The 26085-nt window shown below is 69.8% G+C and carries 24 protein-coding genes; 15 read left to right on the top strand and 9 right to left on the bottom strand.

Annotated elements, in window-relative coordinates; translation table 11 throughout:
- The first annotated feature begins 48 nt into the window (after positions 1 to 48).
- The 7 genes from C5E41_RS09040 (at position 49) to C5E41_RS09010 (ending at position 8644) form a co-directional block, all read left to right on the top strand.
- A complete protein-coding gene (locus tag C5E41_RS09040) occupies positions 49 to 2094 on the top strand; it encodes an NAD(+) synthase (RefSeq protein ID WP_104375423.1) in 2046 nt (681 codons plus the stop codon).
- 131 nt (positions 2095 to 2225) lie between these two features.
- Positions 2226 to 4040, top strand: a complete 1815-nt coding sequence (gene acsA, locus C5E41_RS09035) for an acetate--CoA ligase (RefSeq protein ID WP_104375357.1) — start codon at positions 2226 to 2228, stop codon at positions 4038 to 4040.
- On the top strand, positions 4037 to 5059 hold the full coding sequence (gene pdhA, locus C5E41_RS09030) for a pyruvate dehydrogenase (acetyl-transferring) E1 component subunit alpha (protein ID WP_219823121.1): 1023 nt from the start codon (positions 4037 to 4039) through the stop codon (positions 5057 to 5059). The genes acsA and pdhA overlap by 4 nt, the downstream gene beginning before the upstream one ends.
- A complete protein-coding gene (locus C5E41_RS09025; RefSeq protein WP_104375356.1) occupies positions 5056 to 6024 on the top strand; it encodes an alpha-ketoacid dehydrogenase subunit beta in 969 nt (322 codons plus the stop codon). Before pdhA ends, C5E41_RS09025 begins: the two co-directional genes overlap by 4 nt.
- Before the next feature lies 1 nt (position 6025).
- A complete protein-coding gene (locus C5E41_RS09020; RefSeq protein ID WP_104375355.1) occupies positions 6026 to 7456 on the top strand; it encodes a 2-oxo acid dehydrogenase subunit E2 in 1431 nt (476 codons plus the stop codon).
- A gap of 4 nt (positions 7457 to 7460) precedes the next feature.
- The gene (locus C5E41_RS09015; RefSeq protein ID WP_104375354.1) at positions 7461 to 7736 is read left to right on the top strand and encodes a phosphopantetheine-binding protein; all 276 of its coding nucleotides are present in this window, start codon (positions 7461 to 7463) and stop codon (positions 7734 to 7736) included.
- On the top strand, positions 7733 to 8644 hold the full coding sequence (locus C5E41_RS09010; RefSeq protein ID WP_104375353.1) for a ribose-phosphate diphosphokinase: 912 nt from the start codon (positions 7733 to 7735) through the stop codon (positions 8642 to 8644). Before C5E41_RS09015 ends, C5E41_RS09010 begins: the two co-directional genes overlap by 4 nt.
- A 405-nt stretch (positions 8645 to 9049) precedes the next feature.
- Here the strand turns inward: C5E41_RS09010 and C5E41_RS09000 are convergent, their stop codons facing one another.
- On the bottom strand, positions 9050 to 9685 hold the full coding sequence (locus C5E41_RS09000) for a CBS domain-containing protein (protein WP_104375351.1): 636 nt from the start codon (positions 9683 to 9685) through the stop codon (positions 9050 to 9052).
- 239 nt (positions 9686 to 9924) lie between these two features.
- Between C5E41_RS09000 and C5E41_RS08995 the strand changes: the two genes are divergently transcribed.
- The 3 genes from C5E41_RS08995 (at position 9925) to C5E41_RS08985 (ending at position 13583) form a co-directional block, all read left to right on the top strand.
- On the top strand, positions 9925 to 10851 hold the full coding sequence (locus C5E41_RS08995) for a universal stress protein (protein ID WP_104375350.1): 927 nt from the start codon (positions 9925 to 9927) through the stop codon (positions 10849 to 10851).
- A gap of 166 nt (positions 10852 to 11017) precedes the next feature.
- Positions 11018 to 12355: a wax ester/triacylglycerol synthase family O-acyltransferase gene (locus tag C5E41_RS08990; RefSeq protein WP_104375349.1), complete on the top strand. Its 1338-nt coding sequence runs from the start codon at positions 11018 to 11020 to the stop codon at positions 12353 to 12355.
- A gap of 277 nt (positions 12356 to 12632) precedes the next feature.
- Positions 12633 to 13583 carry a 1-phosphofructokinase family hexose kinase gene (locus tag C5E41_RS08985; RefSeq protein ID WP_104375421.1) on the top strand — a complete coding sequence of 317 codons (951 nt, stop codon included), beginning with the start codon at positions 12633 to 12635 and terminating at the stop codon, positions 13581 to 13583.
- Positions 13584 to 13600: 17 nt separating this feature from the next.
- Here C5E41_RS08985 and C5E41_RS08980 read toward each other — a convergent pair whose 3' ends face one another.
- The gene (locus C5E41_RS08980) at positions 13601 to 14095 is read right to left on the bottom strand and encodes a GNAT family N-acetyltransferase (RefSeq protein ID WP_181063167.1); all 495 of its coding nucleotides are present in this window, start codon (positions 14093 to 14095) and stop codon (positions 13601 to 13603) included.
- Positions 14092 to 15555 (bottom strand): AAA family ATPase, encoded by a 1464-nt coding sequence (locus C5E41_RS08975; RefSeq protein WP_104375347.1) that lies wholly within the window; start codon positions 15553 to 15555, stop codon positions 14092 to 14094. The genes C5E41_RS08980 and C5E41_RS08975 overlap by 4 nt, the downstream gene beginning before the upstream one ends.
- Before the next feature lie 209 nt (positions 15556 to 15764).
- On the opposite strand from C5E41_RS08975, the gene C5E41_RS08970 reads away from it, so the two are divergent.
- On the top strand, positions 15765 to 16427 hold the full coding sequence (locus C5E41_RS08970; protein WP_104375346.1) for a hypothetical protein: 663 nt from the start codon (positions 15765 to 15767) through the stop codon (positions 16425 to 16427).
- 17 nt (positions 16428 to 16444) lie between these two features.
- Here the strand turns inward: C5E41_RS08970 and C5E41_RS08965 are convergent, their stop codons facing one another.
- The 3 genes from C5E41_RS08965 to C5E41_RS08955 all read right to left on the bottom strand — a co-directional run bounded on the left by C5E41_RS08965 (position 16445) and on the right by C5E41_RS08955 (position 19166).
- Complete coding sequence (locus C5E41_RS08965; RefSeq protein WP_104375345.1) at positions 16445 to 17782, bottom strand: phosphoribosyltransferase family protein; 1338 nt, start codon at positions 17780 to 17782, stop codon at positions 16445 to 16447.
- A gap of 267 nt (positions 17783 to 18049) precedes the next feature.
- Positions 18050 to 18886 (bottom strand): SCO6745 family protein, encoded by an 837-nt coding sequence (locus C5E41_RS08960; RefSeq protein ID WP_219823119.1) that lies wholly within the window; start codon positions 18884 to 18886, stop codon positions 18050 to 18052.
- Positions 18887 to 18980: 94 nt separating this feature from the next.
- Positions 18981 to 19166 (bottom strand): hypothetical protein, encoded by a 186-nt coding sequence (locus C5E41_RS08955; protein ID WP_104375343.1) that lies wholly within the window; start codon positions 19164 to 19166, stop codon positions 18981 to 18983.
- Positions 19167 to 19575: 409 nt separating this feature from the next.
- Here C5E41_RS08955 and C5E41_RS08950 point away from each other — a divergent pair, with 409 nt between their 5' ends.
- On the top strand, positions 19576 to 20544 hold the full coding sequence (locus tag C5E41_RS08950) for an alpha/beta hydrolase fold domain-containing protein (RefSeq protein ID WP_219823118.1): 969 nt from the start codon (positions 19576 to 19578) through the stop codon (positions 20542 to 20544).
- A 24-nt stretch (positions 20545 to 20568) separates the two neighbouring features.
- Here the strand turns inward: C5E41_RS08950 and C5E41_RS08945 are convergent, their stop codons facing one another.
- Positions 20569 to 21198, bottom strand: coding sequence for a class I SAM-dependent methyltransferase (locus tag C5E41_RS08945; RefSeq protein WP_104375419.1), 630 nt, complete (start codon positions 21196 to 21198; stop codon positions 20569 to 20571).
- Positions 21199 to 21307: 109 nt separating this feature from the next.
- On the opposite strand from C5E41_RS08945, the gene C5E41_RS08940 reads away from it, so the two are divergent.
- Positions 21308 to 22351, top strand: coding sequence for an alpha/beta fold hydrolase (locus C5E41_RS08940; RefSeq protein ID WP_104375342.1), 1044 nt, complete (start codon positions 21308 to 21310; stop codon positions 22349 to 22351).
- A 95-nt stretch (positions 22352 to 22446) separates the two neighbouring features.
- The gene (locus C5E41_RS08935) at positions 22447 to 22899 is read left to right on the top strand and encodes an SPW repeat protein (protein ID WP_104375341.1); all 453 of its coding nucleotides are present in this window, start codon (positions 22447 to 22449) and stop codon (positions 22897 to 22899) included.
- Positions 22900 to 23068: 169 nt separating this feature from the next.
- On the opposite strand, the gene C5E41_RS08930 is transcribed toward C5E41_RS08935, so the two are convergent.
- Positions 23069 to 23899, bottom strand: coding sequence for an RNA polymerase sigma factor SigF (locus C5E41_RS08930; protein ID WP_104375340.1), 831 nt, complete (start codon positions 23897 to 23899; stop codon positions 23069 to 23071).
- Between the two features lie 388 nt (positions 23900 to 24287).
- Between C5E41_RS08930 and C5E41_RS08925 the strand changes: the two genes are divergently transcribed.
- Positions 24288 to 24959 (top strand): PAS and ANTAR domain-containing protein, encoded by a 672-nt coding sequence (locus C5E41_RS08925; protein ID WP_104375339.1) that lies wholly within the window; start codon positions 24288 to 24290, stop codon positions 24957 to 24959.
- A gap of 281 nt (positions 24960 to 25240) precedes the next feature.
- Here the strand turns inward: C5E41_RS08925 and C5E41_RS08920 are convergent, their stop codons facing one another.
- Positions 25241 to 25942 (bottom strand): DUF4389 domain-containing protein, encoded by a 702-nt coding sequence (locus C5E41_RS08920; protein WP_104375338.1) that lies wholly within the window; start codon positions 25940 to 25942, stop codon positions 25241 to 25243.
- Positions 25943 to 26085: the final 143 nt, after the last annotated feature.

Raw genomic sequence — 26085 nt, 5'->3', positions numbered from 1 at the left:
CCCGGCGCCGGACGCCGGCCCGGCGGCCGTGGATTGCAGGAGGCCGCCGTGGCGCGCGAGTTACCGTTCCGATCGTTGTACCGGCACGGATTCGTGCGTGCCGGCGTCGCCGTACCCTCGATGCGGGTCGCCGATCCCGAGTACAACGCCGAGCAGACACTGCTGCTCGCGCGGCGGGCCGCCGGCGATTCCGTGGTGCTCACGCTGTTTCCGGAACTCGGCCTCTCCGGCTATTCCGCCGAGGACCTGTTCCACCAGGAGGCGCTCGACGACGCGGTGCGAGCGGCCGTGGATCGCGTGGTCGCCGAGAGCGCGGACATCGACAGCGTGCTGATCATCGGGGCTCCACTGCGGGTGCGGGAGCGATTGTTCAACTGCGCGTTGATCATCGACCGCGGCCGCGTCCTGGGGGTCGTGCCGAAGAGCTACCTGCCGAATTTCCAGGAGTTCTACGAGAAGCGGCAGTTCTCCGCAGCCCGCGACGCCGTCGACGACCACACCACCGTCGCCGGGCAGCGAGTGCCCTTCGGCGCCGACCTGCTGTTCGAGGCGGTGAATCTGCCCGGATTGGTGCTGGCGGTCGAGATCTGCCAGGACGCGTGGGTTCCGTTGCCGCCCAATATTTTCGCCGCGCTGGCGGGCGCCACGGTGCTGACGAATCTGTCGGCGAGCAATATCGTCGTCGGCAAGGCGGACTACCGCAGGCAACTGTGTGTGTCGACCTCGGCGCGCAATATCGCGGCCTATCTGTACACTGCGGCCGGGCAGGGCGAGTCCACCACGGATATGGCGTGGGACGGTCAGGCCCTGATCTGCGAGAACGGCAACCTGCTGGCCGAAAGTGAGCGCTTCGCCGCCGAACCGCAACTGGTCACCGCCGATATCGATCTGCAGCGGCTGGCCGCGGATCGGCTGCGGCTCAACAGCTTCACCGACAACGGCCACGACCACCACGAGCGGGTCACCCGATTCCGGCGGGTCGAATTCGAGGCGCCGATCCCGGCCGGCGCACCACCGCTGCGCCGCGAGGTCCCACGCTTTCCCTACGTCCCGGCAGATCCCGGCAGCCGCAACCGACGCTGTGCCGAGGTCCATCACATCCAGGTCGCCGGGCTCGCCACGCGGCTGGCCGCGACCGGATCCCAGCACCTCGTGATCGGGGTGTCCGGCGGCCTCGATTCCACTCTCGCGCTCATCGTCGCAGCGCAGACGATGGATCGGCTGGGCCTGCCACGGTCGAATGTGCTCGCATACACCATGCCCGGCTTCGCCACCAGCACGCGGACGCTGGAGAACGCGCGCCGGCTGATGCGCGCCGTCGGGGCGACCGCCGGTGAGATCGATATCCGGCCGTCGGCGACGCAGATGCTGCGCGATCTCGGTCATCCGGCGGCCGACGGCGCGCCGGTCTACGACATCACCTACGAGAACGTGCAGGCCGGGGAGCGCACCTCGCATCTGTTCCGCCTCGCGAACATGCATCACGGCCTGGTCGTCGGGACCGGAGACCTGAGCGAATTGGCCTTGGGCTGGTGCACTTTCGGCGTCGGCGACCATATGGCGCATTACAGCGTGAACGCCTCGGTGCCCAAAACGCTGATCAAATATCTGATCGCCTGGACCGCCGACCGCGGTGAGCTCGGCCCGGAGGCGAGTGCGGTGCTGCACTCGGTCCTGCAGACCGAGATCTCACCGGAGCTGGTTCCCGGCGCGGCGCTGCAGAGTTCCGAGGCCACCGTGGGCCCGTACGAGTTGCAGGACTTCCACCTCTATCACCTGCTGCGGTTCGGATTCCGGCCCAGCCGCATCGCCTACCTCGCCGAACACGCCTGGGGTGACCGCACCCGCGGCGGCTGGCCAGACCTGATCCCCGAGGATCAGCGTCACGAATACGACCTCGCCACGATCAAGCACTGGCTGGCCGAATTCCTGCGCCGCTTCGTGCAGACCAGCCAGTTCAAACGATCGACCCTGCCGAATGCGCCCAAGGTCGGGTCCGGCGGATCGCTGTCGCCGCGCGGGGACTGGCGCGCGCCGAGCGACGCTCCCGCCACGGCGTGGCTGGACGAACTCGCGCGCAACGTTCCCGACTGAACAGCCGTCGCCCCAGTGGCAACGCCGCGACGGATGTCATCGCCGCTGGGGTCTTTCCGCCCTCCCCGTGACCCGGCGCCGCGCCGTTGACTGGAAGTCGAGCAGACAGACGGCACGGAGACGGAGGCGCGATGAGCCGAAACGACGCGAGCCGGTACGACGCGACGACTGCGACGCCGACGCGATGGGCGCCGATCGAGAAGTCCGCGGCCGATATCGCGGCCGCGACCCTCTCCGACTACGGCCGGGCACGGCGCGACTTCTCCTGGTCCGCGGCCCGCTCCGAACTCGCCGGGCTGCCCGGAGGCGGGGTCAACATCGCCGTCGAGGCCGTCGACCGGCACCTCGAGGCGCCGATCGGGCCCGCCCCGTCGCTGCGCTGGTTGCCTCTCACCGGTGGCGTGACCGAGCTCGACTGCGCGGATCTGGTCCGGCTGAGCAACAAGTTCGCCCACGTGCTGCGGGAGCTGGGGGTGTATCGGGGAGAGCGGGTGTGCCTGCTGTTGGGACGCACTCCGGAGCTGTATCTCGCGTGCCTGGGCGCGTGGAAGGCCGGATGTGTCGTCTCACCGCTGTTCTCGGCCTTCGGCCCCGAACCGGTGCGTGAACGGCTGGACCTGGCGGAGGCGAGCACCCTGGTGACCACCGCGGGCCACTATCGCCGCAAGGTCGCGCCGATCCGTGACACACTGCCCGCACTCCGACACGTCATCGTCGTCGACGCCGAGACCGATCTGCCCGGAGTCGTATCCCTGCCCGCGGCCATGGCGGCCGCCGACAGCGAATTCCCCATTGTGCGAACGGAATTCGAAGACCCAGCGCTCTTGCATTTCACCAGCGGAACCACCGGACGTCCCAAGGGGGCGGTGCACGTGCACGGCGCCGTCGTGGCGCACCGGGCCACCGCGCGCGCCGCGCTGGACCTGCGCGGCGGCGACGTGTTCTGGTGCACCGCCGATCCGGGCTGGGTGACCGGCATGTCCTATGGGGTGATCGCGCCGTTGTGCCTCGGCGCGACGGTGATCAGCGACGAGGCGGAATTCGATCCACAACGCTGGTACGACATCCTCACCGCGGAGCAGGTGTCGGTGTGGTACACGGCGCCCACCGCCCTGCGGATGCTGATGCGCCGTGGCGACGAGCTGCCGCCGAGCACGGATCTGTCGTGTCTGCGCTTCGTGGCCAGCGTCGGTGAGCCGCTCAACCCCGAAGTGGTGGTGTGGGGGCAGCGGGTGCTCGGGCACCCGGTGCACGACAACTGGTGGCAGACCGAAACCGGCGCCATCATGATCGCCAATATCGCTGCGGCACAGGTTCGTCCCGGTTCGATGGGACGGCCACTGCCCGGCGTGGAGGCCACGATCCTGCGCCGCGGCGCGAGTGGGCGGGCCGCGATCACCGACGGCGATGTGACCGCCGCCGATATCGGGGAAGTGGGCGAGCTGGCGCTGCGGGCGGGCTGGCCGTCGATGTTCCGCGGATATCTGAACAACCCCGCTCGCTACGCGGACGCGTTCGCCGGCGGCTGGTATCTCACCGGCGATCTGGCCCGGCGCGACGGCGACGATTACTTCTGGTTCGTCGGGCGGGCCGACGACGTCATCAAATCCGCCGGACATCTGGTCGGGCCGTTCGAGGTGGAAAGCGTTCTCATGTCACATCCCGCGGTAGCCGAGGCCGGTGTCATCGGGACGCCCGATCCGGTGGCCGGAGAGCTGGTCAAGGCATTCGTGGTGGTGCGCAAGGGTTTCCAGCCGAGTGACGAACTGCGCGACGAACTCACCGCGTTCGGCCGCCGCGCCCTGGGCGCCGTGGCTCCCAAACGTATCGACTTCATCGACGCGCTGCCACACACCCGCTCCGGGAAGGTGATGCGGCGGCTGTTGAAGGCACACGAACTCGGATTGCCCGAAGGTGACGTATCGACCCTGGAGACGGTGCGATGAGCACGATCGACACCGACGGCCACGCCCTCGCGCCGACCGTGGCGGCTTCCGGCGACGCGGCCGGAACGGATCGAAAGGCACTGCTACGGCAGATGATCCGGATCCGGCGCTTCGAGGAACGCTGTGTGCAGCTCTACAGCGCCGAGCAGATCCGCGGATTCCTGCACCTGTATGTCGGCGAGGAGGCGGTGGCCGCCGGACTGCTGAGCGAGATCGGCGCCGACGACGCGGTGGTCTCGACCTACCGCGAGCACGGCCACGCGCTGGCCCGCGGCATCCCCATGACCGACCTCATGGCCGAGATGTTCGGCCGCACCACCGGCTGCAGCCACGGCCGGGGCGGCTCGATGCATCTGTTCGACGCGCGGCGGCGCTTCTACGGCGGGAACGCCATCGTCGGCGGCGGACTGCCCATCGCGGTGGGCCTGGCACTGGCCGACGCCATGTCCGGCCGCGATCGGATCACGGTGTGCCTGTTCGGCGACGGCGCGATGGCCGAGGGCGAGTTCCACGAATGCATGAACCTGGCCGCGCTGTGGCGGCTACCTGTGCTCTTCGCTTGCGAGAACAACCGATACGCGATGGGTACCGCGCTGGCGCGCGAACACGCGGCGACCGACCTCGCGCTGCGCGCGACGGGGTACGGCCTGGCGGCCTGGCCCGTCGACGGCATGGACGCGACCGCCGTCGCCGCCGCGACCCGGCGCGCTGTCACCTCGATCCGCGCCGGAGGCGGCCCCTGCTTCCTGGAACTGCGCACCTACCGGTTCCGGGCGCACTCGCTCTACGACGCCGATCGATATCGCGACAAGGCCGAGATAGCGCGGTGGCGCGAACGCGATCCCCTCCGGCTGCTGACCGAACGGCTGCGCGACGCCGGAGAATTGACCGACGAGGACGTGCGGCGGTTCGAGGCACAGGTTGACGAGGAACTCGACGCCGCCATCGCCGCCGCCGAGGCCGCACCGGTCGAGCCGGCGTCCGAACTGACCCGGCACGTCTACGCGGAGCGGCCATGACCACCTATCGGGAGGCGATGCGGGATGCGTTGCGCGAGGCGCTGCTTCGCGACAAACGGGTCTTCCTCATGGGCGAGGATGTCGGCGCCTACGGCGGCTGCTTCGGCGTGAGCCGCGGGTTACTCGACGAATTCGGGCCCGAACGGATTCGGGATACGCCGCTGAGCGAATCGGCGTTCGTCGGCGCGGGGATCGGTGCGGCCCTGGCCGGGATGCGGCCCATCGTCGAGATCATGACCGTCAACTTCAGCCTGCTCGCGCTGGATCAGATACTCAACAACGCCGCCACGCTGCGGCACATGTCCGGCGGGCAGCTCGGCGTGCCGCTGGTCATCCGGATGGCGACCGGTCCGGGCCGCCAGCTCGCCGCTCAGCACTCGCACAGCCTGGAGGCGTTCTACGCCCACATTCCCGGTCTGCGAGTGGTGTGCCCCGCCACCGTCGCCGACGCACGAGGCATGTTGTGGACCGCGTTGCAGGATCCGGACCCGGTGGTGATCTTCGAGCCGATCTCGTTGTACAACAGCGGATCCGAGCTGCCCGAGGGCGCCGGTGCCGTCGACATCGATGCGGCGGCGATCCGGCGCCGCGGCACCGACGTCACTCTGGTCGCCTACGGTGCGACGGTGCCGGTGGCCCTGGCCGCGGCAGACCTCGCGGCAACCGAAGGTATCGCGGTCGACGTGGTCGATCTGCGCTCGCTGCGTCCGCTGGACGAGGCGACGGTGCTGGATTCGGTACGCCGCACTCATCGCCTCGTGATCGTGGACGAAGCGTGGCGCAGTGTGAGCATCGCCGCCGAGATTGCCGCTCGCGCCGCCGAATACGCCTACTACGACCTGGATGCGCCGATCGGCCGGGTATGCGGCGCCGAGGTGCCGATCCCGTACGCACGTCAACTGGAGGAGGCCGCACTGCCGGACCCGTCCGGGGTGCTGGCCGCGATCCGGAAGGCGGTGGGATGACATGACGGAATTCCGGATGCCGTCGCTGGGCGCCGACATGACCGAGGGCACCGTGACGCACTGGTTCGTTCACCCCGGCGACCCGGTGAAACGCGGCGACATCGTCGCGGAGGTCGACACCACCAAGGCCGCGATCGAGATCGAATGCTTCGACGACGGTGTCATGGACGAGATCCGCGTGCCCGAGGGACAGACCGTTCCGGTGGGTGCCGTGCTGGCGACGATCACCGCCGGCGTCTCGAGCAGTGGCGACGGGAAGGCGGAGCCCGGTTCGGGGGCGCGCGGCGAACCGGTGCCGTCCGTCGCCTCCTCGGACTCGGCCGGACGACCGGAATCTCGCGACCATCCGGAATCGCTCGTATCGTCCTCGCCGGTCGCGCAACCCGCTCGGATGACGCCCCTGATCCACCGGCTGGCCGAGGAGGCGGGACTGGATCCGGCGAGTGTGCACGGCTCCGGGCCAGGTGGGCGCGTCCTGCGCGGCGATATCGAAGCCGCTGTCGCGCAGCATAATTCCGCACCCGAGGCGGCGGATGCGGTCGCGCGGTCCGGTGCGCAGCCGGCGGTCGCGCGCGCCTCCGGTCTGGCGCGTCGGCTCGCCGAAGCGCGAGGACTCGATCTGTCCGGCCTGTCGGGAACCGGTCCCGCCGGCGCCGTGCGCGCCCGTGACCTCCCGGCCGAGGGTGTCTCCGCACCCGCCGGGACACAGCCATCGGCGCACGAGACGGTTCGCGCGGAAACCGCCCCGCCGCCCCCGGGCCCCCGCGACGCGGCCGCGATGCGCTCGGCGATCGCGGCGACGATGGCACGGTCCAAACGAACCGTGCCGCACTACTACCTGTCCGATGTCGTCGACGTCTCGGCCGCGGCCGATCGGTTGCGGGAGCGAAATGCAGGCGCTCCACTCACCGAGCGAATCGTCATGGCCGCTCTGCTGTTTCGCGCCGTTGCCGGGGCTGCCCGCCGGGTGCCACAGCTCAACGGATATTGGATCGACGACGAGTTCCGTCCTGCGTCCGCGGTTCATCTCGGCGTCGTGGTGTCGCTGCGCGGCGGGGGCATCATCGTGCCGACGATTCCCGACGCCGACACCTTGGACGCGGCGGGGATGATGGCCGCGATGCGATCGGTGGTGGAGCGCGCCCGATCCGGGCGGCTGCGTTCCTCGGACGCGACCGCGGCCACCATCACGGTCACCAACCTCGGCGATCTCGGCGTGGAGTCGGTGTTCGGCGTGATCGCCGTGCCGCAGGTCGCGATCGTCGGATTGGGCGCCGTCACCGACCGGCCGTGCGCTGTCGACGGTCTGCTCGGTGTGCGGCCGCACGTGACCGTCACCCTCTCGGCCGATCATCGCGCCAGCGACGGCGCGACCGGCGCCCGATTCCTGCACGCGGTCGCCGACCTGCTGCATCAACCCGAGGAGTTGTGAAGCCATGTCCACCACTGTTTCCCGGCAATCGGCCGACAGCGCGGTGCGCGCCGCACTGCGCGGATTCGCCACCGATGCCGAACTCACCGCACTCGAACCGGACGAGCCGCTGCGCACCACCCTGGAACTGGATTCGCTGGATTTCCTCACCTTCGTCGAACGGCTGTCGAGTCTGCGCGAGGAGCCGATCGCCGAGGCCGACTATCCACGACTGGCCACGATCCGCACCTGCGTCGACTTCCTCACCGGAAATCCCGAGACGGGAACCGGGGAACGATGAGCGCGCTGCGAATCATCCGCGGCAGCGCCAACCCACCGCTGGCCGACGCTGTGATCGCGCGCATCGGCGGGGACTCGCACGAGTGCTGCGATTCGCAGCCGACGTCCGGTGGTGAACGGCGTGTGGTCGTCGCCGACATCTCCGGAGACGATGTGTACATCGTGCAGCCGACGTCGCCACCGGTCGGCGAGCACATGGTCGAGTTGCTGCTGCTGCTCGACGCCTGCCGCCGCGCCGGCGCGGGCCGGATCACCGCGGTGATCCCGTACCTCGGTTATGCCCGTCAGGACCGTGGCACAGCGGGAGAGGCGATCGGCGCCAGGGTGGCGGCCGAGGCCATCGCCCATGCGGGCGCCGACCGGCTGGTCGTGGTCGACCCGCATACGCCCGCACTCGAGGCGATCTGCCCGGTGCCGGTCGAGATCCTGACGGCGGTGCCGCTGCTCGCGAGCGAACTGGAGCCGGCCATGATCGGCCGGGGTGTGGTCGTCGCGCCGGACCTGGGCGCCGGTGAGCGCGCCGAACATTTCGCCGCCGCCTTGCGCGCATCCGTCGCGGTGGTGCGTAAGCACCGGATGAGCGATACGAGCGTGCGCGCACTGGATCTGCTCGGCGAGGTCACCGGATGCCCGGTCGCCCTCGTCGACGACATGATCTGCACCGGGGCGACGATCGAGGCGGCCGCCCACCTGGTGCGCTACCAGGCCTCCGACATGCTCGTGGCGGCGACCCACGGCCCCTTGAGCGAAGGGGCGGCGGCGCGTCTGCACGAACTCGGACTGCGCCGGATCGTCGTGACCGACAGCGTCTTTCACGATGCGGAAGCCGGGAAGATCGAGGTGTGCTCGATCGCGCCGCTGCTCGCCGACACCATCATCCGGTTGCACGAGGATCGCCGCCGCGGGTGACCGGCGAGGTCCGCCGCGCACGATCCGCGCCGCCCCGGGGCAGGGGCGAAGGTCCCGAACGCGCGGGGACCGACGTCATCGAAAGGCGAGGCCCGTACCGGGCCGAACGTCCCGGACGGTGATCCGATTGGGCTCTTCCGGCGATGGCTTCCGATAGTGCCCGGCGACTGTGACGCAGACCACAATGAAAGTGTCGAAGGAACCGGCGACGACGAGGTCGCCGCATCGACAGGAGTCGGCCACAACGGTGTGGCGGGATTCGTCGGGGATGATCATTCGGGGGTGATCGGCAGTATCGGACAACGACCGATTCGCGGCTCCCGAACGAGGCGAGCCGCGAATCGCGTCGAGGGGAGCTGGTTGTCGCGCCGTGCAATACGGGTACCGCGGGGCGGTACCCGTGGGTCACCCGATGGTCTCGTCGGCCTTGCGATGCAGCCACTCCGACAGCGGTGCCGTCGGAGCGCCGACGGCATCCGCGACGGGGCCGGGGCCCGGAACCGTTTCCGCATGGGTGATCTCGTCGACGGTGAGCGCCAACGCCGTCACCGTCCGCTCCTCGGCCGCATCGGCGAATCCCCCGGTGATCACCGCGCGCCCGCCGTCGACGCGGATCGTCCACTGGCGGCGGCTGCCGGCGTAGTCGTCGAGCAGGGCACGCACCTTCGCCTCCACCGCGGCGTCGTCGCGCATCAGGGTGCGCAGCAGATCCCGGCGTGCCACGATGCCGACCAGAACTCCCGCCTCGACCACCGGCATCGACCGCAACCGCCGGGTGAGCATGCGCGCGGCAACGGTCGCGAGGTCGGTTCCGGGTCCGATCACCTCCGCGGGGGTGGTCATCGACGCCCCGACGGTCGCGTCCGGACTCGGCGCCGAGAGCGCGTCCGATTCCGACAGCATGCCCACGACGTGTCCGTCCTCGTCGACGACCGGAAGGGCGGCGAAGCCGCGCTCGGTGAGCTGGGAAATCGCCTGGGGCAGTGGGGTTTCCGCGTGGGCGGTGACCACGGGACGGCTGAGAATGTCGCGAGCGTACATGGCAGAACCTCCTGCATCGATCGTGGTTCGGGCCCGGAACACACGCCAGGGACCGTCGGCTCCCATCCCGGGACGAAGGTCCCGCATCGGGCGCGGTGCGAGATGTGGGCCGCGCGGGGAGATGTTGGCCGCGCGGGGGAGATGAGGACTTTCGGCCGCATCGCGGCATCGGCCGTCGTCTCTACCGTGAGGACAACGGCCGCGCACCTCGCGGGCCGTCGCACGGAAGGAACGGCGCCATGGCCCCCGATCACAGCTCTGACATCCGCCATTCCGCCGCGGCCGCGGTCGTGGTGGGTGTCGACGGTTCCGGGCACGCCGATCTCGCGGTGGACTGGGCCGCGGGGATGGCCGCGCAACGCGGGCGGGAACTGCGCATCGTGCACGCGCTGGACCTGAACCGGCTGCAGCTCGGTATCGGTTCGCTCGATTCTCCCGCGGCCGTCATGCTCGCCGCTGCTCGTGAGCGCGGCGCGTCGTTGGTCGAACGGTCGGCGCAGCGAGTCCGGGCGGTGCTGCCGGGGCTGCGGATCTCGACCGCGGTCGTCGACGGTGACCCCGCCAGGGCGCTGGTGAACGCCAGTGCATCGGCCTACGCGGTGGTGCTCGCGGCCCACGGCACGAACCGGCTGGCCGGCCACTTCGGGTCCACGGTGTCGGCGGTGGCCGCCCATGCGACCGGGCCGGTGCTGGTGGTGCGGACCGATCCGCGTGAGGAGAACCGCGTCCACACCGAGGGCCCCGTCGTGGTCGGCATCGACGGCGGGCCGGTGAGCGAGGCAGCCATCGGCGCGGCGTTCGAGGAGGCCGCCGAGCGTGGGGCCGAACTCGTCGCCGTGCACGTATGCCACGACGTCTACTACGGGCAGTTCGCCGACGATCCGCACATCCTGTATTCGGCTCGCGAGGTCGAGGTGCGGGAACGTGCCGTGCTGGCCGAACGGCTGGCGGGCTGGCAGGAGAAATATCCGGATGTCGCTGTGGCGCGCCGAGTGTCGCTGGCCGATCCCGGTGCGGTGCTGCTGGAGTCGTCGAAATCGGCGCAACTGCTGGTGGTCGGGAGCCGCGGCCGGGGCGCGGTGCTCGGCGCGCTGCTCGGCTCCACTTCCCATTCGCTGGTGCAGCACGCCTGGTGCCCGGTCATGGTGGTGCATCCGCAACCGTGACGCGCTCGCGCCACCGGTTCTTCGCCAGAGCAGCACTACCCGCCACGGGCCGCCTTTCGTCACTCGCGGCGGCTACCTTCGCATCTGCCGGTGACACGACGGAGCGCGCGAGACTGGACCCACCAGCTCGGCAGATCGCCGGCATGTTTCGGAACGGGCCACCACCATGAACGAATTCGGACCGCTGGATACGGGTTTCATGGAGCTGGAAGACAGCGACCGCCACGTCAACATCGCCATCGCCGCGATCGCGATCGTCGCCGGGCCGGTGCCCAGCCGAGAGCGGTTCGACGAGACCGTGACCCGGGCGCTGGGCCGCAACGACCGCTTGCACCAGCGGATGCGGCGCACGCCGCTGGACATCACGGCGCCCAGCTGGGAGGACGATCCGGATTTCCGATTGTCCCGCCACGTCCGATGGACGGCGCTGCCCGGCCCCCGCGACGAGCAGGCGTTACGCGAGCTGGTGGGGGAGGAGCTTGCCCGCCGCCTCGATCGCGAACATCCGCTGTGGCAGGTCGTCGTGGTCGACAATCTCGCCGAGGACCGCTGGGCGGTGATCGTCAAGGCGCACCACAGCATGGTCGACGGGATCGCCGGCATCACGGTGTTCGAAAGTCTCTGCGACGAAGAGCCGGAGTCGCCGTCCGAGCTGCCGATGCGGCCGCCGGACACCGCTGTGAGCTTGCGGGCCACGGCGGGGACCGTGATCCGATTGCCGTACACCGCTTCCCGTTTCGCTGTCCGCACGGCACGCGCGCTGGTGCCGGTGCTGCGCGATACCGTGGTCCCCACCTCGACGTCCTCGCTCAACGGCCCGCTGGGCCGCCGGCGCCGGTATGCGGTGGCGCGGACCTCGCTGTCGCAGCTGCACGAGGTCGGCGCCGCGTTCGACGCGACGGTCAACGACGTCGCGGTGTCCGCGCTCGCCGGAGCGTATCGACGCCTGCTGTGCGCGCGCGGCGAAGAACCCCAGCCGGATTCGGTACGGATCGTGATACCGGTGTCGATGCGCTCGGCCGAGGCGAAATATGCGATGGGCAACCGGGTCTCGGTCGTCATCGCCGCCTTGCCGGTCGATGTCGCCGATCCGGTGCACCGTCTGCAGACCGTGCACGAGCGCATTGCCCGCCATCGCGGGCGGGGGGAGGCGGAGGCGGAGGCATCGCTGCTGACGCTGGCCGGCCGGCTGCCCGCGGGTGTGGCGGCGTGGGCGTTCCGGCTGGCCACCCGCTTCCCGCAACGCGGCATCAGCGCGCTCGCGACCAACGTCCCCGGACCTCGCCACCGGCTGAGCATCGCGAGCGGCGAGGTCGAGCAGGTCTGGCCCGGGATACCGGTGGCCATGCGGCTACGCACCACGGTCGCGATGCTGAGCTACGCCGGTCAGTTCACCTTCGGGATCACCGGCGATTACGACACCACCCCCGATATCGAACTGATCCCGGCGGCGATCACCGACGAGATCGAGACGCTGCTTGCCCGCGCTCGCGCCACCGCCTGAACCGGCCGCACACGCTACGACGTGGCTCAACCCGAGCGGGCACCTCGGCCGCGCGGTCGGTATCCGGAGAGACGGAGCCGAGCACGGTCGATCACGCCCGGCCGTCGTGCGGCGCTGGGGACTCTGATGTCTCCTTCCGGCACCCGGCCGGGTTCGGTGACGTTCCTTGTACTCGACTGTGGGAGCTGCGCTCGAACCGGACACGGGACTTCGGTCACCACCGCAGCCGACCGGAATGCCCTACTCGGTGGTCCGCCGATCCCGTGAGATGGATCGTATGCCGATCGTCACGCTCACGATGAATCCCGCGATCGATAGTGCCGCCCGCGCCGACCGGGTCCTTCCGACCGACAAGATGCGGTGCAGCGCACCGCGTTTCGACCCGGGCGGCGGCGGCATCAATGTGGCTCGCACGGTCGCGGCACTCGGTGAGCCCGTCACCGCGATCTATCCCGCCGGTGGGCACACCGGAGTCTTCCTCGAGCAATTGGTGCGCTCGGCGAATATCCCCTCACACGCGGTGGCCACCGCCGAGGCGAGCCGGGAGAATCTGGCCGTGTTCGCCGACGACACCGGGGAGCAGTATCGATTCGTCTTCCCGGGGCCGCGGCTGACGCCGGCCGAACAGCACCGCTGCCTGGCGGCGGTGGAGCACTACGCGCCCGGCGCGGATTACGTCGTGGCCAGCGGCAGCCTTCCGCCCGGCGTCGCGTCCGACTACTATCAGATTCTCGCCGATGTGGCCGCAGCACAGGGTGTTCCGATGATTCTCGACACCTCCGGGGCCGCGCTGCGCGCGATCCGGCGCGGCGTCTTCCTCATCAAGCCGAGCGTGCGGGAGCTCACGCAGTTGGTCGGGCGCGCCCTGCCCGATCGCGACGCACAGGCCGCTGCGGCCCGCGAACTCGTGCACGCCTCGGTCGCCGAGGTCGTCGTCGTGTCGCTCGGCGCCGAGGGGGTACTGGCGGTCACGGCCGAGCGATCGCAGTGGTTCGCGCCGATACCGGTGCCGGTGCGCAGCGGGATCGGCGCGGGGGACGCGATGGTCGGCGGCATCACCGTCGGCTTGACGCGCGGCTACGACCTCGACGACGCGATCCGATTGGGTATCGCCGCGGCGACCGCTGCCCTGACCACCTCGGGCACCGCTCCCGGGCTGCGCTCGCGGATCGAGCAGCTGTACGAGGACCAGACGCGGGCCGCGGCGCCGGTAGGCGAAATGGGCTGACCGGAGCCGGCGGCCGCCTACGACGTGCCGATCTGCAGGAGGACGTGGACGACGTCGTCGTCGCGATGGGCCGACATCGGCAGGTCGATGTCCATCAGCAACTGCATCATCTTCGAATTCGTGGCCAGGATGTCGCCCGCGAGCCGGCTGATGCCGTGCCGTCGTGCGTCCTCGGCCAGCCGCGTGAGCAGTGCGGTGCCGATACCGGACTGCTGGTCCTCGTGGGCGACCACCATGGCCACCTCGGCGCAGTCGGTGTCGGGCAGCACGACGTAATTCGCCACACCGATGAGCCGACCGCCCGAGAAGGCACCGAAGGCGCAGTGCTTCGGGTCGTTCAGCGAGATGGCCGCGGCCAGATGTTCGAGATGTTGCGGCCGCGCGCCGAAGAACCGGTAGTAGCCGTCGCGCTGATCGAGCGTCGCGTGCAGATCCCGGACCGCGTCGCAGTCGCCGGGGCTGAGACGGCGGTAGGTGACGTCGGTGAGGTCGACGGTCGGCTCCGCGGTCACGAGTGCTCCCGTTCCATCCTGTGCCGATAACTGCGCAGCGCGGCTGCGGCGGTATCGTCCTCCGGTGCGGTGGTGTCCAGTACCACCGCACCCGGCCACGGGTCGCGATCGGTGGCCATGGCCGCCGCGACGGCGGGTGTGGCGTCGGATTCGGATCCGCTGCGTGCCCTGATGCGTGCGGCGGCGACGGAAGCCGGTGCGCTACAACAGAGTTCGATGAGATCGGCCGCGGTGTCGGTCGCGAGCCGAGACGCTCGGCGTCGCTGCGCGTCATCGATCCAGCTGGCGTCGAGAACGACCGACCGGCCGGCGGCGAGCAGAGTCTGCGCCTCGGCGCACATGACGGCGTAGACGTGATCGCGGGCGGCGGGGCTGTAGGCGCCGTGGTCGTACTCGCCGATCGCACCGTCCAGCACGCCCTCGGTGCGCGCAACGGCGCGAATGTGGTCGCTGGACAACAGAATCGCGCCGGTCGCCGCGGCCAGGCGGCGGGCGATCGTCGATTTGCCGGTCCCCGGCAGGCCACCGACCAGCACCAGGCGCACCGCGCCGGCGGCGAGGTGCCGCAGGGCGACCTCGACGTGCCGGACCGCACTCGGCGCGGCGTGCCGCTCGCCCTGGCGCCATCGCACGCAGTCGACCTTCGCACGCACCGCCGCCCGGTAGGCGATGTAGTGGTGGTACAGCGAGTCCGGCGCCGGGTCGCCGGTCGTCGCGAGGTACTCGTCGACGACCGCCCGGCTGAGATCCGGGTACCCGAGGCGTTCCAGATCCATGGCCAGGAAGCAGATGTCGTCGAGCCGATCGACGTGGCGGAGTTCGTCGTCGAAGTCGAGGCAGTCGATGACCCGTACCCCGTCGTCGGTGACGAAGATGTCGTCGGCGCGCAAATCTCCGTGACCGTCGACGATACGCCCGGTGGCGATGCGCTTGTCGAACAGCGCCTTCCGTCCGTCGAGGTAGCGCATGGCCAGTTCGGTCAGCTCTCGCACCGCGGCCGATTCGATCGGGGGATGGGTCATCCCGGACAGCAACGACATCCAGCGCTCGCGGACCGCCGTCACCCTCGCCGCGCGATCGATCGCCGCTCCGGCCGGCGCCCGGTCGTGCCAGGCCGCCACGTCGCGTACCAGTACCGAGAGGATGTCGCGGGCGGCGGGCGGGTCGTCGAGGCGCCGCGACAACCGGGTGGCGTCGGGGAGCCGGCGCATCAGCAGCACCGGTTCGTCCGCATCCGTCGTCGGATCGGACAGGTGTCCGATGCCGAGATAGACATCGGGAGCAAACCGCCGATTGAGTTCGAGTTCGCGGATGCACGCCGCTTCGCGCGCGGCCCGCGTGGAGAAGTCGAGAAAGTCGGTCCGCACCGGCTTCTTGACCTTGTAGGCCCGGTCTCCGTACAGCACGACTACTGCCGAATGAGTTTCGGCGAGCGCGGCGAAGGGGTCGTTCGTCTCCATCGGTACCAGCGTCGCCGATGATCCGCGAATTCGTGATGGACCAAAGTCACCGGAATGTGGACCATGCGGCCCGTGGTGCGTCGATGTGCGCGGTGCCGGTGACAGGGATGCCGGAAACCGGGGACCGTCAAGGACTTTCGAATCTGCCGGGCGGGCGGGGCCGCGATCCAGGATCGAATCACGGACTTCGACCAGTGAGGCGACCCATCATGACCATCGACCAACCGGCACTGCGCCCGCTCTCGCGACAGACGACGCTGTGGCGCCGGTGGGTGGCGGCCGTGACGGTCGGGGAATTCCTCGGCTTTCTCGCCCCGGCAACCGCCGCCGCGGCGACCGCTCATGCCGGTGCCGGTGTCACGGCCGCCGCGATGCTGTCCGCTGGTGCGGTGGAAGGGGCGGTCCTGGGCGCGTTCCAGTCCTCCGTGCTGCGCTCCGCACTGCCGCACTGGCGCACGGCGCCCTGGATCGGGGTCACGGCGGCGGCCGCGGTCGTGGCGTGGATGCTGGGGATGGTGCCGATGCTCCTCGGCGAGCAGGTCGCACGGTGGCCGCTGTGGGTGCAGATTCCGGCTGTGGTGGCCGCGGGTTTGGTCGTGGTGTTCTCCCTGGGCGTCGCGCAGTGGACGGTGTTGCGCCACTACAGCGAGCGGGCGGCGTTGTGGCCCTGGGGCAACGCCATCGGCTGGATCGCCGGGCTGTGCGCGTTCACCGCGGTGTCCACTCCGTGGTGGCAGCCCGGGCAGTCGGCGGCGCAGATCGCCGCGATCGGGGCAGTGGGCGGGCTCGCCATGGCGGTCGCCGTCGCGGTGGTCACCGGGGTCTTTCTGGTCCGCACCATCGGGGAGGGCGGGGGTCTCGCACAGGGGTGAGGACATCGCTCACCCGGTCATGGTCGCGCGCGGGCGGCCGCGGATTCGCGGAAATGGGTGCCGAACCAGTCGCGGGCCAGTTCGGCTACCGCCTCCAGCGCGCCGGGCTCGGCGAACAGATGGGTGGCGCCGGGCACGATCTCGACGCGTGTCTCGCACGTCATCGCTCGCTGGGCGTACCGGTTCAATTCGATTACCGTCGGGTCGTTTCCGCCCACGATCAACAGGGTCGGCGCCCGCACGGCGGTCAGATAGAGGTCGGCGAGGTCGGGTCGGCCGCCGCGGGAGACGACGGCGGCGATGCCCAGTTCCGGCGCGGCGGCCGCCCGCAGCGCGGCGGCGGCCCCGGTGCTGGCGCCGAAGTATCCGATCGGACGGTCGTCGGCGTAGCGCAGCGCGGTGAGCCACCGCGTGACACCCGCCAGCCGATTCGCCAGCAGGCCGATATCGAAGACGTTGGCGCGGTCGAGCTCTTCGGCGGGGGTGAGCAGATCGAACAGCAGCGTTCCGAGTCCGGCCCGCTGCAGGACGGTGGCGACGAACCGGTTGCGCGGACTATGGCGGCTGCTGCCGCTGCCGTGGGCGAAGACGACCACGCCCGTCGCGGCTTCCGGAACCGTCAGGTGGCCGCTCAGTTCGGCCTTCCCGACGGTGATGGCGACCTCGTCGTCGACCAGCGGCGGATCGCCGGACTCGGCCACGCCGGGTCGTTCGCGGGCGGCGACCGCCGCCCGGGCGAGCAGATCGACGACTTCGGCGTCGCTCGTCTGACCGAAGTGCCGGTACCACTGGCCGACCGCGTCGAAGAGCAGCGGCGTTCTCAGGCAGACGATGTCGTCGGTTTCCGGCCGCAGCGACGCCAATGCCTCGCGTGCGGCGACGGGCGTCGCGAGGACGATACGGGCGGCGCCGCGGGCACGGGCCACGCGGCAGGCGGCGCGGGCGGTGGCCCCCGTCGCGATGCCGTCGTCGACCAGCACCACGGTCCGGCCACGCAGCGGCGGTCCGTCGCGGCCCTGCCGGTACATGTCGACGCGACGCGCCAGTTCCGCGCGTTCGTGCTTCTCCACCGCATCGATGTCGTCCTCGGACAGTCCGGTGCGGCGCACGACCAGAGTGTTGAGTACGCGAGTGTCGTCCTCACCGACCGCGCCGAAAGCGAGTTCGGGCTGATAGGGGACACCCAGCTTGCGGATCACCAGCACGTCCAGCGGTGCGCGCAATGCCCGCGCCACTTCGAAGGCGACCGGTACTCCGCCACGCGGCAGGCCCAGGACGACGACATCGGTATCACGCAGGGTCATCAGACGCGTCGCGAGCTTGCTGCCCGCCTCGACGCGATCACGAAACACCATCGAATGCCTCCTGCCGGGTCCTTGCGAAACCCGCGGGCAGCACGGCATGCCGGCTCGGCGCGGCCCACGTCCTAGCGCTGCGGCGACCACTGGACCTCGGCGCTGAGTCCGAGCAGGGCGTTACCGAGTTCACCGACCGGGTCGCCGGGGTGCTCATCGGTCCCATACGGCAACTATCCGCGTTCGCTAGCTTCGCCGAATCGTGCCGAAGGCTCCGATGCGTGGGACGTTGGTCAATTTCTTCGCCCGAACGCGAATCCCTGCCGCTCAGGGGCGGGGCAGCGTGCCGATGGGGGTGCGGTCGGGCATAGCGGTATGGGCGGCGCGGGCCAGCGGTCGCAGCAGTTCGGCGAGGCGTTCGGTCGCCGCGGACCCGATCTCCCGCCACGGCCGCGCGGCCAAATCGTCGGTGCGCCTTTCGATCTCGTCGAATTCGGCACGACCGGCCGAGGTGGGCCGTCCGTCGGCGTCGAGCCAGCCCCGCTCGGTCAGGCCCGCGATCGCGCGATCCCAGTCCTCGTCGTCCCAGCCGCGAGCCGGTTGCAGGACGTCGCGTCCGGAATCGGTGGCGGCGCGCCAGGCCAGACTCTGACATCCGGTCAGTCCGGCGGTGGTCAGCGCCGCGACATGGCCGTCGCCTCGGTGCTCGCGCAGCACCGTGCAGGCATGCCACAGGACCGACAGCGGGTCGCCGGGCCAGTGCAGGTCGGCATTGGCGGCGGCGAGGGGTTTGCCTTCGAGTTCCACCGCTGTCGCGGCCCGCCGGGCCAGTTCGGCCGCCTCGGCATACTCCTCGTGGGTTCCGCCGAGCCGGATCAGCGCGGCGCGGGCACCGGCGGAGCGGGCCGCGAGTACTCGCTGCGGCGTCGCCAGCTCCCACACGCCCGGGAGCGCCCGGGCCACCATGGCGGGGGAGAAGCCGAAGAAGGCCGCCGTCACCACGCCGGGACCGACCGGCCCGAAGGGCGCCGATCGACCGCCGAAATAACCGCGCCAGAAGCCGCGCAGACCTGCCTGCTCGAATTCGGCCCGGCATTCCGGAGCGAAATAGGTCACCGCGTGGATCGGCTCGAACACCGCCCACATCTCGCGTGCTGAAATCACCGACACCCCTTGTCTGTTCACATCCTCCGGCAAGTGGATCACCTCGATCCTAGGTCCCTCCGGAAACCCCGCTACCGCGCCACCGGCATCGCGGTCAGCTCGGGATGAGGGCGAGCCCGACCACGCCGAGGACGTACACGACGAGCACGGTCAGCGAATCCGGGCCCCATCCGCAACCATGGCGGCGGGGACGGAACACCAGACCGGTCATGAGGACGAGGGTGAGTACGCCGCCGAGAGCGGTGAGGTAGATATCGGTGTTGTGGGCCTGGGGAAGCAATCGACGAGCCCGACAGCGACGTCGCGAGCAGGAACAGCACGGGGAGCAACGCGTTTCCGCCGAAGATCTCGCCCCACGGGGCCGCGGTTCGGCGAACGATGTCGTGCAGCTCACTGTGGCGCGCAGCGGTCGTCAGCGTGCCCGCTTCGCGTCGAAAGATGCTGTATGAGACGTGGTTTCGTAAGGAATCGCACGAACGGGTGCGCTGACGGTGTAGTGCGGTCGTGAGCGGGTAGCCGCTGAAAGTGCGTAATCGACGGGGCGGTGGCACCGGGCGGCGAGACGCCGGGTCCGGAACCGGTCGCCGATGTGGATCAAGGAGGGTTGATGCGGACGGTGACGTCCATGCGGCAGGAGAATCTCGCCGGGCGCGGCTTGTTCTCACGGAACTGGAAGAGGGTGATCCCCCGTGACCACGTTTGACCTGGAGCCGGTAGCCCCGGTGAATCACGCGAAGCCGAGTCTGCGCAGCCGGATGCTGATCGCCGGAATGCGAATGACCCACGCGGACAAGACCTTTGCCGACGCGCATGCGCTGCGGGAGAGCATCCGTAAGAGCCAGCGGCCCGACCGCGACCGCCCGCCGGCCGAATTGCACACCCATTACTGGGTGACGCGCCGCACCATGCGGGGCCGGCCGGTATACACCATCCGGCCACTCGAGGGCGGCACCTCGCGCCACGTGCTCTACCTGCACGGTGGCGCCTACGTGCACCAGATCCAGCACGACCACTGGAAGTTCCTGGCGCGACTGGTCGACCGGACCGGATGCACGGTCACCGTGCCGCTCTACCCCCTGGCTCCCGCACACCACGGTGACGACACGGTGGCCATGGTGCGCGCCGTGCACGACGAGGTATTCGCGCACACCGCCTGGGAGAACAAGGTGTTCATGGGTGATTCCGCCGGTGCCGCGCTGGCGCTGGTGCTGGCGCGCGAGCTCGGCGCGGCGGAGGCGGTTACGCCCAAGGAGGTCGTGATGATCTCACCGTGGCTCGACGTCACCATGACCGATCCCATGGCCCGAGCCCTCGAGCCGTGCGATCCCTATCTCGGCGTCGCGGGACTGGCCGAGGCCGGTCGCCTGTACGCGGGCGACCTCGACCGTCGCGATCCGATGATCAGCCCTTTGAACGCGCCCGCCACGGCGCCCGGGCGCCTCAGCCTGTTCATCGGCACCCGCGACATCCTGCTGGCCGACGCCCGGCGCTTCCGGGCGCGGTGCGTGCGTGAGGATGTCGAACTCGCCTACTTCGAATACCCGGGGATGTTCCACGCGTGGCATCTCTCGGATGTTCCGGAGGCTCGGCACGCGATGCGTCAGCTGGTGCGGATCGTGCAACGCCCGGCGCCCCGGCCGGAGGCCGAGGAGGGCTAGGTCTGTCTCGTCGGTGCTGGGCACTCACCGTCGGCGCGCGGTGCCGACGACCAAGGGCACGATGGTCGGTACCACTGTCGGCATCCGGGTGTGTTCGATGACCTCGATATCGAAATCCGCTGCCGCGAGCAGGCTTTCGAAGTCGCGATTGGCGTGGCAGCCGTCCGCGAGGCGTCGTTGCAGCGGGGTGAGCAGGTCCTGGACGCCGGCGCGCAGGCCGGTTCCCCGGACGTGTTCGTGGAACAGGAACCGGCCGCCGGGACGCAGCACACGATGGACCTCGCGTAGCGCCCGGGCCGGATCACGCACTGAGCAGAAGACCAGGGAGGCGGTCACGGTGTCGAAACTGGCCGCCGGGAAGTCCAGCCGGTGCGCGTCGCCGTCCACGACGGTGACGGGTGCGGTGAGGGCGTCGGCGCGGGCTGTCAAGCGGGCGCGCAGCGCCGGATTCGGTTCGAGCAGGACGAGTTCGTCCAGGCCGTCCGGATAGTGCGGGACGGACAGGCCGTCGCCGGCCCCGATTTCGAGGGTGCGACCGGATGCGTGGGTGAGCTGGGTGCGGCGCAGATCGGCCTGTCCGGCCCGATCGACGCGGGCCATGAAGCCCGGATACCAGCTGGCGAAGAATCGTTCGCCGAAAGTTGCGGTGGTCATGGTGAACGAGTGTGGCCGGTGGCGGCCCTTCGCGTCATGGCCGTTTCGGGCCATAATCGATCCCGGATGATGCGCCGGCCTCGACGGCCGCCGCGCGAGAGGTGGCAGCATGGTGCGCACCGAGGATCAGGTGATCCACCGGGTGCGGACAGTCGGCGGCGAGGTCGCCTGTTCGGTGGTCGGCAGCGGTCCCGCGTTGCTGATCGGCGGGTGGTGGTGCAGCCACCTGATCCTCAACTGGAAGGATCCGCTGTTCCGCGCCTTCGTGTCTCGGCTGGCGACTCGGTTCACCGTCATCCGGTACGACCAGCCGGGCCGAGGACTGTCCGAGGCGGGGGTGCCGGTCGACCCGGACGGCGAAATCGCCGTGACCGCCGACATCGTCGATGCGCTGGGGTTCGAGCGGGTGGCCGTGCTGGGCGCGTCGTCGGGCTCGGCGGTCGCCGCGGGACTCGCGGCCCGGCTGCCTCGCCGGGTGCATCGACTCGTCCTCTACGGATCGTTCGCCCGGGGCGTGGACATCGCACCGGACGGTGCGCGCCGAGCGCTGCTGGATGCGATCTCCGCGCACTGGGGCCTCGGCTCCCGATTGCTGGCCGATGTGTTCGTACCCGGCGCCGACAGCGCCGAACGCGAACGGTTCGCCCGATTCCAGCGGCTGTCCGCGACGGCGGAACAGGCCGCCCGATCCTTGGCCGCCACCTACGAACTCGACGCCACCGAGTACCTGGCGGCTGTCACCGTCCCGACCACCGTGCTGCATCGCAGGGACGATCGCGCGGTGCCTTTCGCGCTCGGCCTCGACGTCGCCCGCCGGGTGCCACGCGCGACCTTCGTGGAACTGTACGGCGAGGACCATTTCCCGTGGCGCGGTGATGCGACCGCGGTCGCCGATGCGATTTTGCGCGGGCTGGGATATCCGGTCCGGTCTCAGCCGGTACCGCCGGGGCCCGAGGCGGTGACCGAGCGTGAGCGCGAAATTCTGCGCCTGGTCGCCGAGGGGCTCACCGACGCGCAGATCGGCGAGCGGCTGACCCTCAGTCCACACACCGTGCACCGGCACGTCGCGAACGCGCGCACCAAGCTCGGCGTCCGCTCCCGCGCCGCCGCCTCGGCGGCCATCCGAACGGATCGCCCGGACCGGACATCCTGACCCGGCCGACCCGGGTTCGTCGCGGCGACACCGGGTAGCCCGACAGTGCCGGCCGATCGGACGGCATCGAACGACAGTGGGGAAGGAGACTCGAGATGGTCAGCTATCCACAGAGCACCGCAGTGGACCGGCCCACCGGGCAGGAGGCCCGCCACGGCGGCCCGGGTGGTGCGTCGGTTGTGACGATCGACGGATTGGTCCTGCTGGCGGGACTGTTCACGGCCATCACGCCGTGGGTGATCAACGACTTCTCCGTCGCGCCGAAGTTGGTCATGCAGAACCTGATCCTCGGCATCGCCGTGGCCGTGATCGGCCTGGTGATCACCGCGATGCCGGCGCACGGCTACGGGCTGAGCTGGGTCCTGATCCCGATCGGCATCTGGCAGATCATCAGCCCGTGGGTCGTGGGTGAGCGCCCCACGGGCGTGCTCTGGACAAATGTGGTGATGGGGGCGATCGTCACCGTGCTGGGTCTGGCGGCAGCCGGGTTGCTGGTGACCGCGGCCGTCAGCGTGCGGCGACCGCACGCCGCGGCGGCGCACCAGTGATTCGCTACTCGGCGCGGACGCGTTGCGCGAGCCAGGCGCCCGGCCGGCGGCGGCGCCGACCCTCGCGGCGGTGCGCACGGTCGTGCCGCTGCCCGCGGATGATCGGCGGGCAATTGTTCGTCGCCTCCGACAAGCGCGGCGGATAGCAGGCACCGCCCGATTCGCCGCGCTACGGCTGCGCGACCGCGTCCTCGGGTGTGCGCCACACCCCGTCGCGCAGCGTGTCCAGAATGCGGGTCAGCAGTCGTGATACATGCATCTGCGACACCCCGAAGTGCTCGGCGATCTCCGATTGCGTCTTCGATTCGAAGAATCGCAGGATGAGGATGTCGCGGTCGCGCTGCGGCAGATCGGCGATCAGCGGCCGGACCGCGGCGGCCTGTTCGAGCAGTTCGTAGCAGGGCTCGTCGACACCCAGCGCGACGGCCGCCGTGGATGGCATGTCGTCGCGTTCGGTGCGCGCGGCGTCGAGGGAATCGCACTGGTAGACGTTGGCGGCGACGAGCGCCTGGGTGATGTCGATGATGTCGACCTCCAGCTCGGCGGCCAGCTCCCGGGCGTTGGGCGCCCGGCCCAGGCGCTGAGTGAGAGGATCGCCGGCCTTCACGATTCGGTGGCGCAGTTCCTTGTAGCGGCGGGGTACGCGGGCCGCCCAGGTGTGGTCGCGGAAGTGCTTGCGCACCTCGCCCATGATCGTGGGAACGGCGAAGCCGAGGAACGGCGCGCCACGTCCCGGGTCGAAGCGGTCCACCGCGAGTACCAGGCCCATGCGGGCGGTCTGCAGCAGATCGTCGTAGGCCTCGCCGCGGTTGAGGTAGCGGCGTGCGATGTGCTCGGCCAGGGGCAAACACAATTCGATGATGTGTTCGCGCAGTGCCCGCCGGTGCGGGTCGGTGGCGTCGAGGTCGGCGAGTTTGTCGAACCACGGTTCGATGTTGTCGTAGCTGTCGCTACGAGACCGGGCGCCTCCGGTCCGGTGGGTTCGTGCGGGATGTGTCATTCGGGCCACTCCGTTTCCGTCGTATGCGACGACATGGAGCGAGCACCTCGATCACGCAAGCTCATCGGTGCTGTGCCTGCGTACGGATGTTCGCATTCGGCTACCGTTCGCCTCGGCCTGCGCCGGAGTTTCGAAACAGGTTGGCGCGCAACGCATCTACGTGGTGCACAATCGAACGCTGGGGGCGGGCGGATGCGCGCCGTTCGCGTACCGAACCGATCCTACGGACCCTCCGGTTTCATCGGTCGAGAACCGGAAAGGATCCGGTATCGGTTGGGCTACGGATCGGACGCCACCGGGCATCGCCTCGGCACGACCGTTCAACCAACACTGCCGGCAGGGCATCGGCGCAGGTGAGAGGCGCTGCCCGGGGGAGTAGGCTGCGACCATGGTCGCCAGCGGGCAGGATGACGGCGTCGAGCGGGTGGTGGGCGCCGGTGATCCGCAAGGCGTCGGCCGGTTCCGATTCTGGTTCGCCGAACAACGGTGGGAATGGTCGGACGAGGTGGCCCGCATGCACGGTTACGCCCCCGGCCAGCTCGAGCCGACCACCGAGCTATTGCTCGCGCACAAGCATCCCGACGACCGCGACCGGGTCGAGGCCACCATCGTCACCTCGGTGGAGGATCACGCACCGTTCTCCAGCAGGCACCGCATCGTCGACACCGGCGGCACGGTCCGCGACGTGCTGGTGGTGTCGGAGCCGATGCTCGACGCGTCGGGTCAGGTGATCGGCACGCAGGGCTACTACGTCGACCTCACCGAATCGGTCGACCGGGAGCGCCGGCTACTGCGCGAGGAGGAGTTGCCCGCCGTTATCGAGCGCCGGGCGGCGATCGAACAGGCCAAGGGAATACTGATGTTCGTCTACCGGATCTCGGCGGAGCAGGCGTTCCGGGTCCTGGCATGGCGATCCCAGGAAACCAACGTCAAGTTGCAGGAATTGGCCGCGCACCTCGTCGGTGACCTGGACAGCATGCCCCCGGTGCCCGCACCGACGCGGACCCGTCTCGATCATCTCCTGCTGACGCTCCACCGTCGGGATATGGACGAGCAGTAGCGCGTGCGTCCGGGCCCGCTCGGGCGGTCGGTTCGGCGTGGTTCGTCGGGGTGTGCACGATGTCGCAGTACGTGGACCTGTCGGCCGCTTCGAGTTCGGCCGGTCGCCGGCCATGTCGGCATGCCGGAACCGCGCGCGCGACGGATCGTTCGCGGCGGCCGCGACGAATTCCGCGCAGCCGCGTACGTGTTCGATCGAACGGGCAGGCCCGATGTGGTCGAGGTCGTTGTAGCCGAGAATGGTCAGGACTGCTCCCGCGCCTGGCTCCGGCGAGTCGGTGATCAGACGGGATAACCGGATTCCGGTGGGCGCGGGGCATTTTCGGGCTCCCGCGGTCCCTGGTCCAGGCGGAACGGCGGGTACTCGTCGCGCATCAGCGACACGTAGGCCCGGACTCGCAGCGTCCACCGATTCATTCCGAGTACGAAGGCGAACAGGCCGTTCGGATAGCGGCCGGTGAACAGCAGCGCGATCGCTGCGATCAGTACCAGGATGCCCAGCAGCGGAATCCAGATGACGGCGGTCCCCTCGTCGTCGCCGCCCCAGTACCGCGAGCTGCCGACGAACGCCCAGACGATCAGATACTGCGGGATCGCCAGCAACCACCATTTGATGAGGACCAGACCCCGGTGCAGCCGCTCGGGATAGTCGACCTCGAGGTCGGCCGGATAGTTCTCGTCAGGCCGCAGACTGAACGGCGGGTACCGGTCGGTGCCGAGTGCCGAGAGCGCGTAGAAGCGCACGCGCCACGACCAGCGCAGGACACCGACATTGAAATCGAACAGGCCGCGCGGATACCGGCCGGTGATCAGGATGGCGAAGAACGCGATGACCGTCACCACCGCATAGGCGATATGCAGGAAGAACAGCACGATGTAGTGCGGGATCGCCAGAATCCACTTGACGATCCACTGCCAGCGCGACAGCGCGGGATCCAGATCGCCGCGCACGCGGACCGGGTAGGGAGATGCCTCGGGTTGCATGTCACGCTCCTCTCGGCGGTCGCGGCCCAGCCGAGCCGCGTCGGATGTGCACGATTGTTTCGCATTCACGCTGCGCGCAGGGCATATTCGGGCCGGTGCGCGTCACCGAGCACGAACGCGCGGCCGAGCCGGGGAATACCCGG

Origin of the sequence: Nocardia nova (genome assembly GCF_002933465.1) — a bacterium.
Lineage (GTDB): Bacteria > Actinomycetota > Actinomycetes > Mycobacteriales > Mycobacteriaceae > Nocardia > Nocardia nova_B.
This window is presented reverse-complemented; position numbering and strand designations above follow the sequence as displayed.

What these genes read in the sequence shown, in the direction of transcription:
- pdhA (WP_219823121.1), top strand. Translation starts at nt 4,037, where the DNA reads ATGAGCACGATCGACACCGACGGCCACGCCCTCGCGCCGACCGTGGCG.
- C5E41_RS08995 (WP_104375350.1), top strand. Translation starts at nt 9,925, where the DNA reads ATGGCCCCCGATCACAGCTCTGACATCCGCCATTCCGCCGCGGCCGCG.
- C5E41_RS08945 (WP_104375419.1), bottom strand. Translation starts at nt 21,198, where the DNA reads ATGACCACCGCAACTTTCGGCGAACGATTCTTCGCCAGCTGGTATCCG.
- C5E41_RS08930 (WP_104375340.1), bottom strand. Translation starts at nt 23,899, where the DNA reads ATGACACATCCCGCACGAACCCACCGGACCGGAGGCGCCCGGTCTCGT.
- C5E41_RS08985 (WP_104375421.1), top strand. Translation starts at nt 12,633, where the DNA reads ATGCCGATCGTCACGCTCACGATGAATCCCGCGATCGATAGTGCCGCC.
- C5E41_RS09025 (WP_104375356.1), top strand. Translation starts at nt 5,056, where the DNA reads ATGACCACCTATCGGGAGGCGATGCGGGATGCGTTGCGCGAGGCGCTG.
- C5E41_RS08975 (WP_104375347.1), bottom strand. Translation starts at nt 15,555, where the DNA reads ATGGAGACGAACGACCCCTTCGCCGCGCTCGCCGAAACTCATTCGGCA.
- C5E41_RS08965 (WP_104375345.1), bottom strand. Translation starts at nt 17,782, where the DNA reads ATGGTGTTTCGTGATCGCGTCGAGGCGGGCAGCAAGCTCGCGACGCGT.
- C5E41_RS09000 (WP_104375351.1), bottom strand. Translation starts at nt 9,685, where the DNA reads ATGTACGCTCGCGACATTCTCAGCCGTCCCGTGGTCACCGCCCACGCG.
- C5E41_RS08970 (WP_104375346.1), top strand. Translation starts at nt 15,765, where the DNA reads ATGACCATCGACCAACCGGCACTGCGCCCGCTCTCGCGACAGACGACG.
- C5E41_RS08940 (WP_104375342.1), top strand. Translation starts at nt 21,308, where the DNA reads ATGGTGCGCACCGAGGATCAGGTGATCCACCGGGTGCGGACAGTCGGC.
- C5E41_RS08925 (WP_104375339.1), top strand. Translation starts at nt 24,288, where the DNA reads ATGGTCGCCAGCGGGCAGGATGACGGCGTCGAGCGGGTGGTGGGCGCC.
- C5E41_RS09015 (WP_104375354.1), top strand. Translation starts at nt 7,461, where the DNA reads ATGTCCACCACTGTTTCCCGGCAATCGGCCGACAGCGCGGTGCGCGCC.
- C5E41_RS09010 (WP_104375353.1), top strand. Translation starts at nt 7,733, where the DNA reads ATGAGCGCGCTGCGAATCATCCGCGGCAGCGCCAACCCACCGCTGGCC.
- C5E41_RS08935 (WP_104375341.1), top strand. Translation starts at nt 22,447, where the DNA reads ATGGTCAGCTATCCACAGAGCACCGCAGTGGACCGGCCCACCGGGCAG.
- acsA (WP_104375357.1), top strand. Translation starts at nt 2,226, where the DNA reads ATGAGCCGAAACGACGCGAGCCGGTACGACGCGACGACTGCGACGCCG.
- C5E41_RS09020 (WP_104375355.1), top strand. Translation starts at nt 6,026, where the DNA reads ATGACGGAATTCCGGATGCCGTCGCTGGGCGCCGACATGACCGAGGGC.
- C5E41_RS08990 (WP_104375349.1), top strand. Translation starts at nt 11,018, where the DNA reads ATGAACGAATTCGGACCGCTGGATACGGGTTTCATGGAGCTGGAAGAC.
- C5E41_RS08920 (WP_104375338.1), bottom strand. Translation starts at nt 25,942, where the DNA reads ATGCAACCCGAGGCATCTCCCTACCCGGTCCGCGTGCGCGGCGATCTG.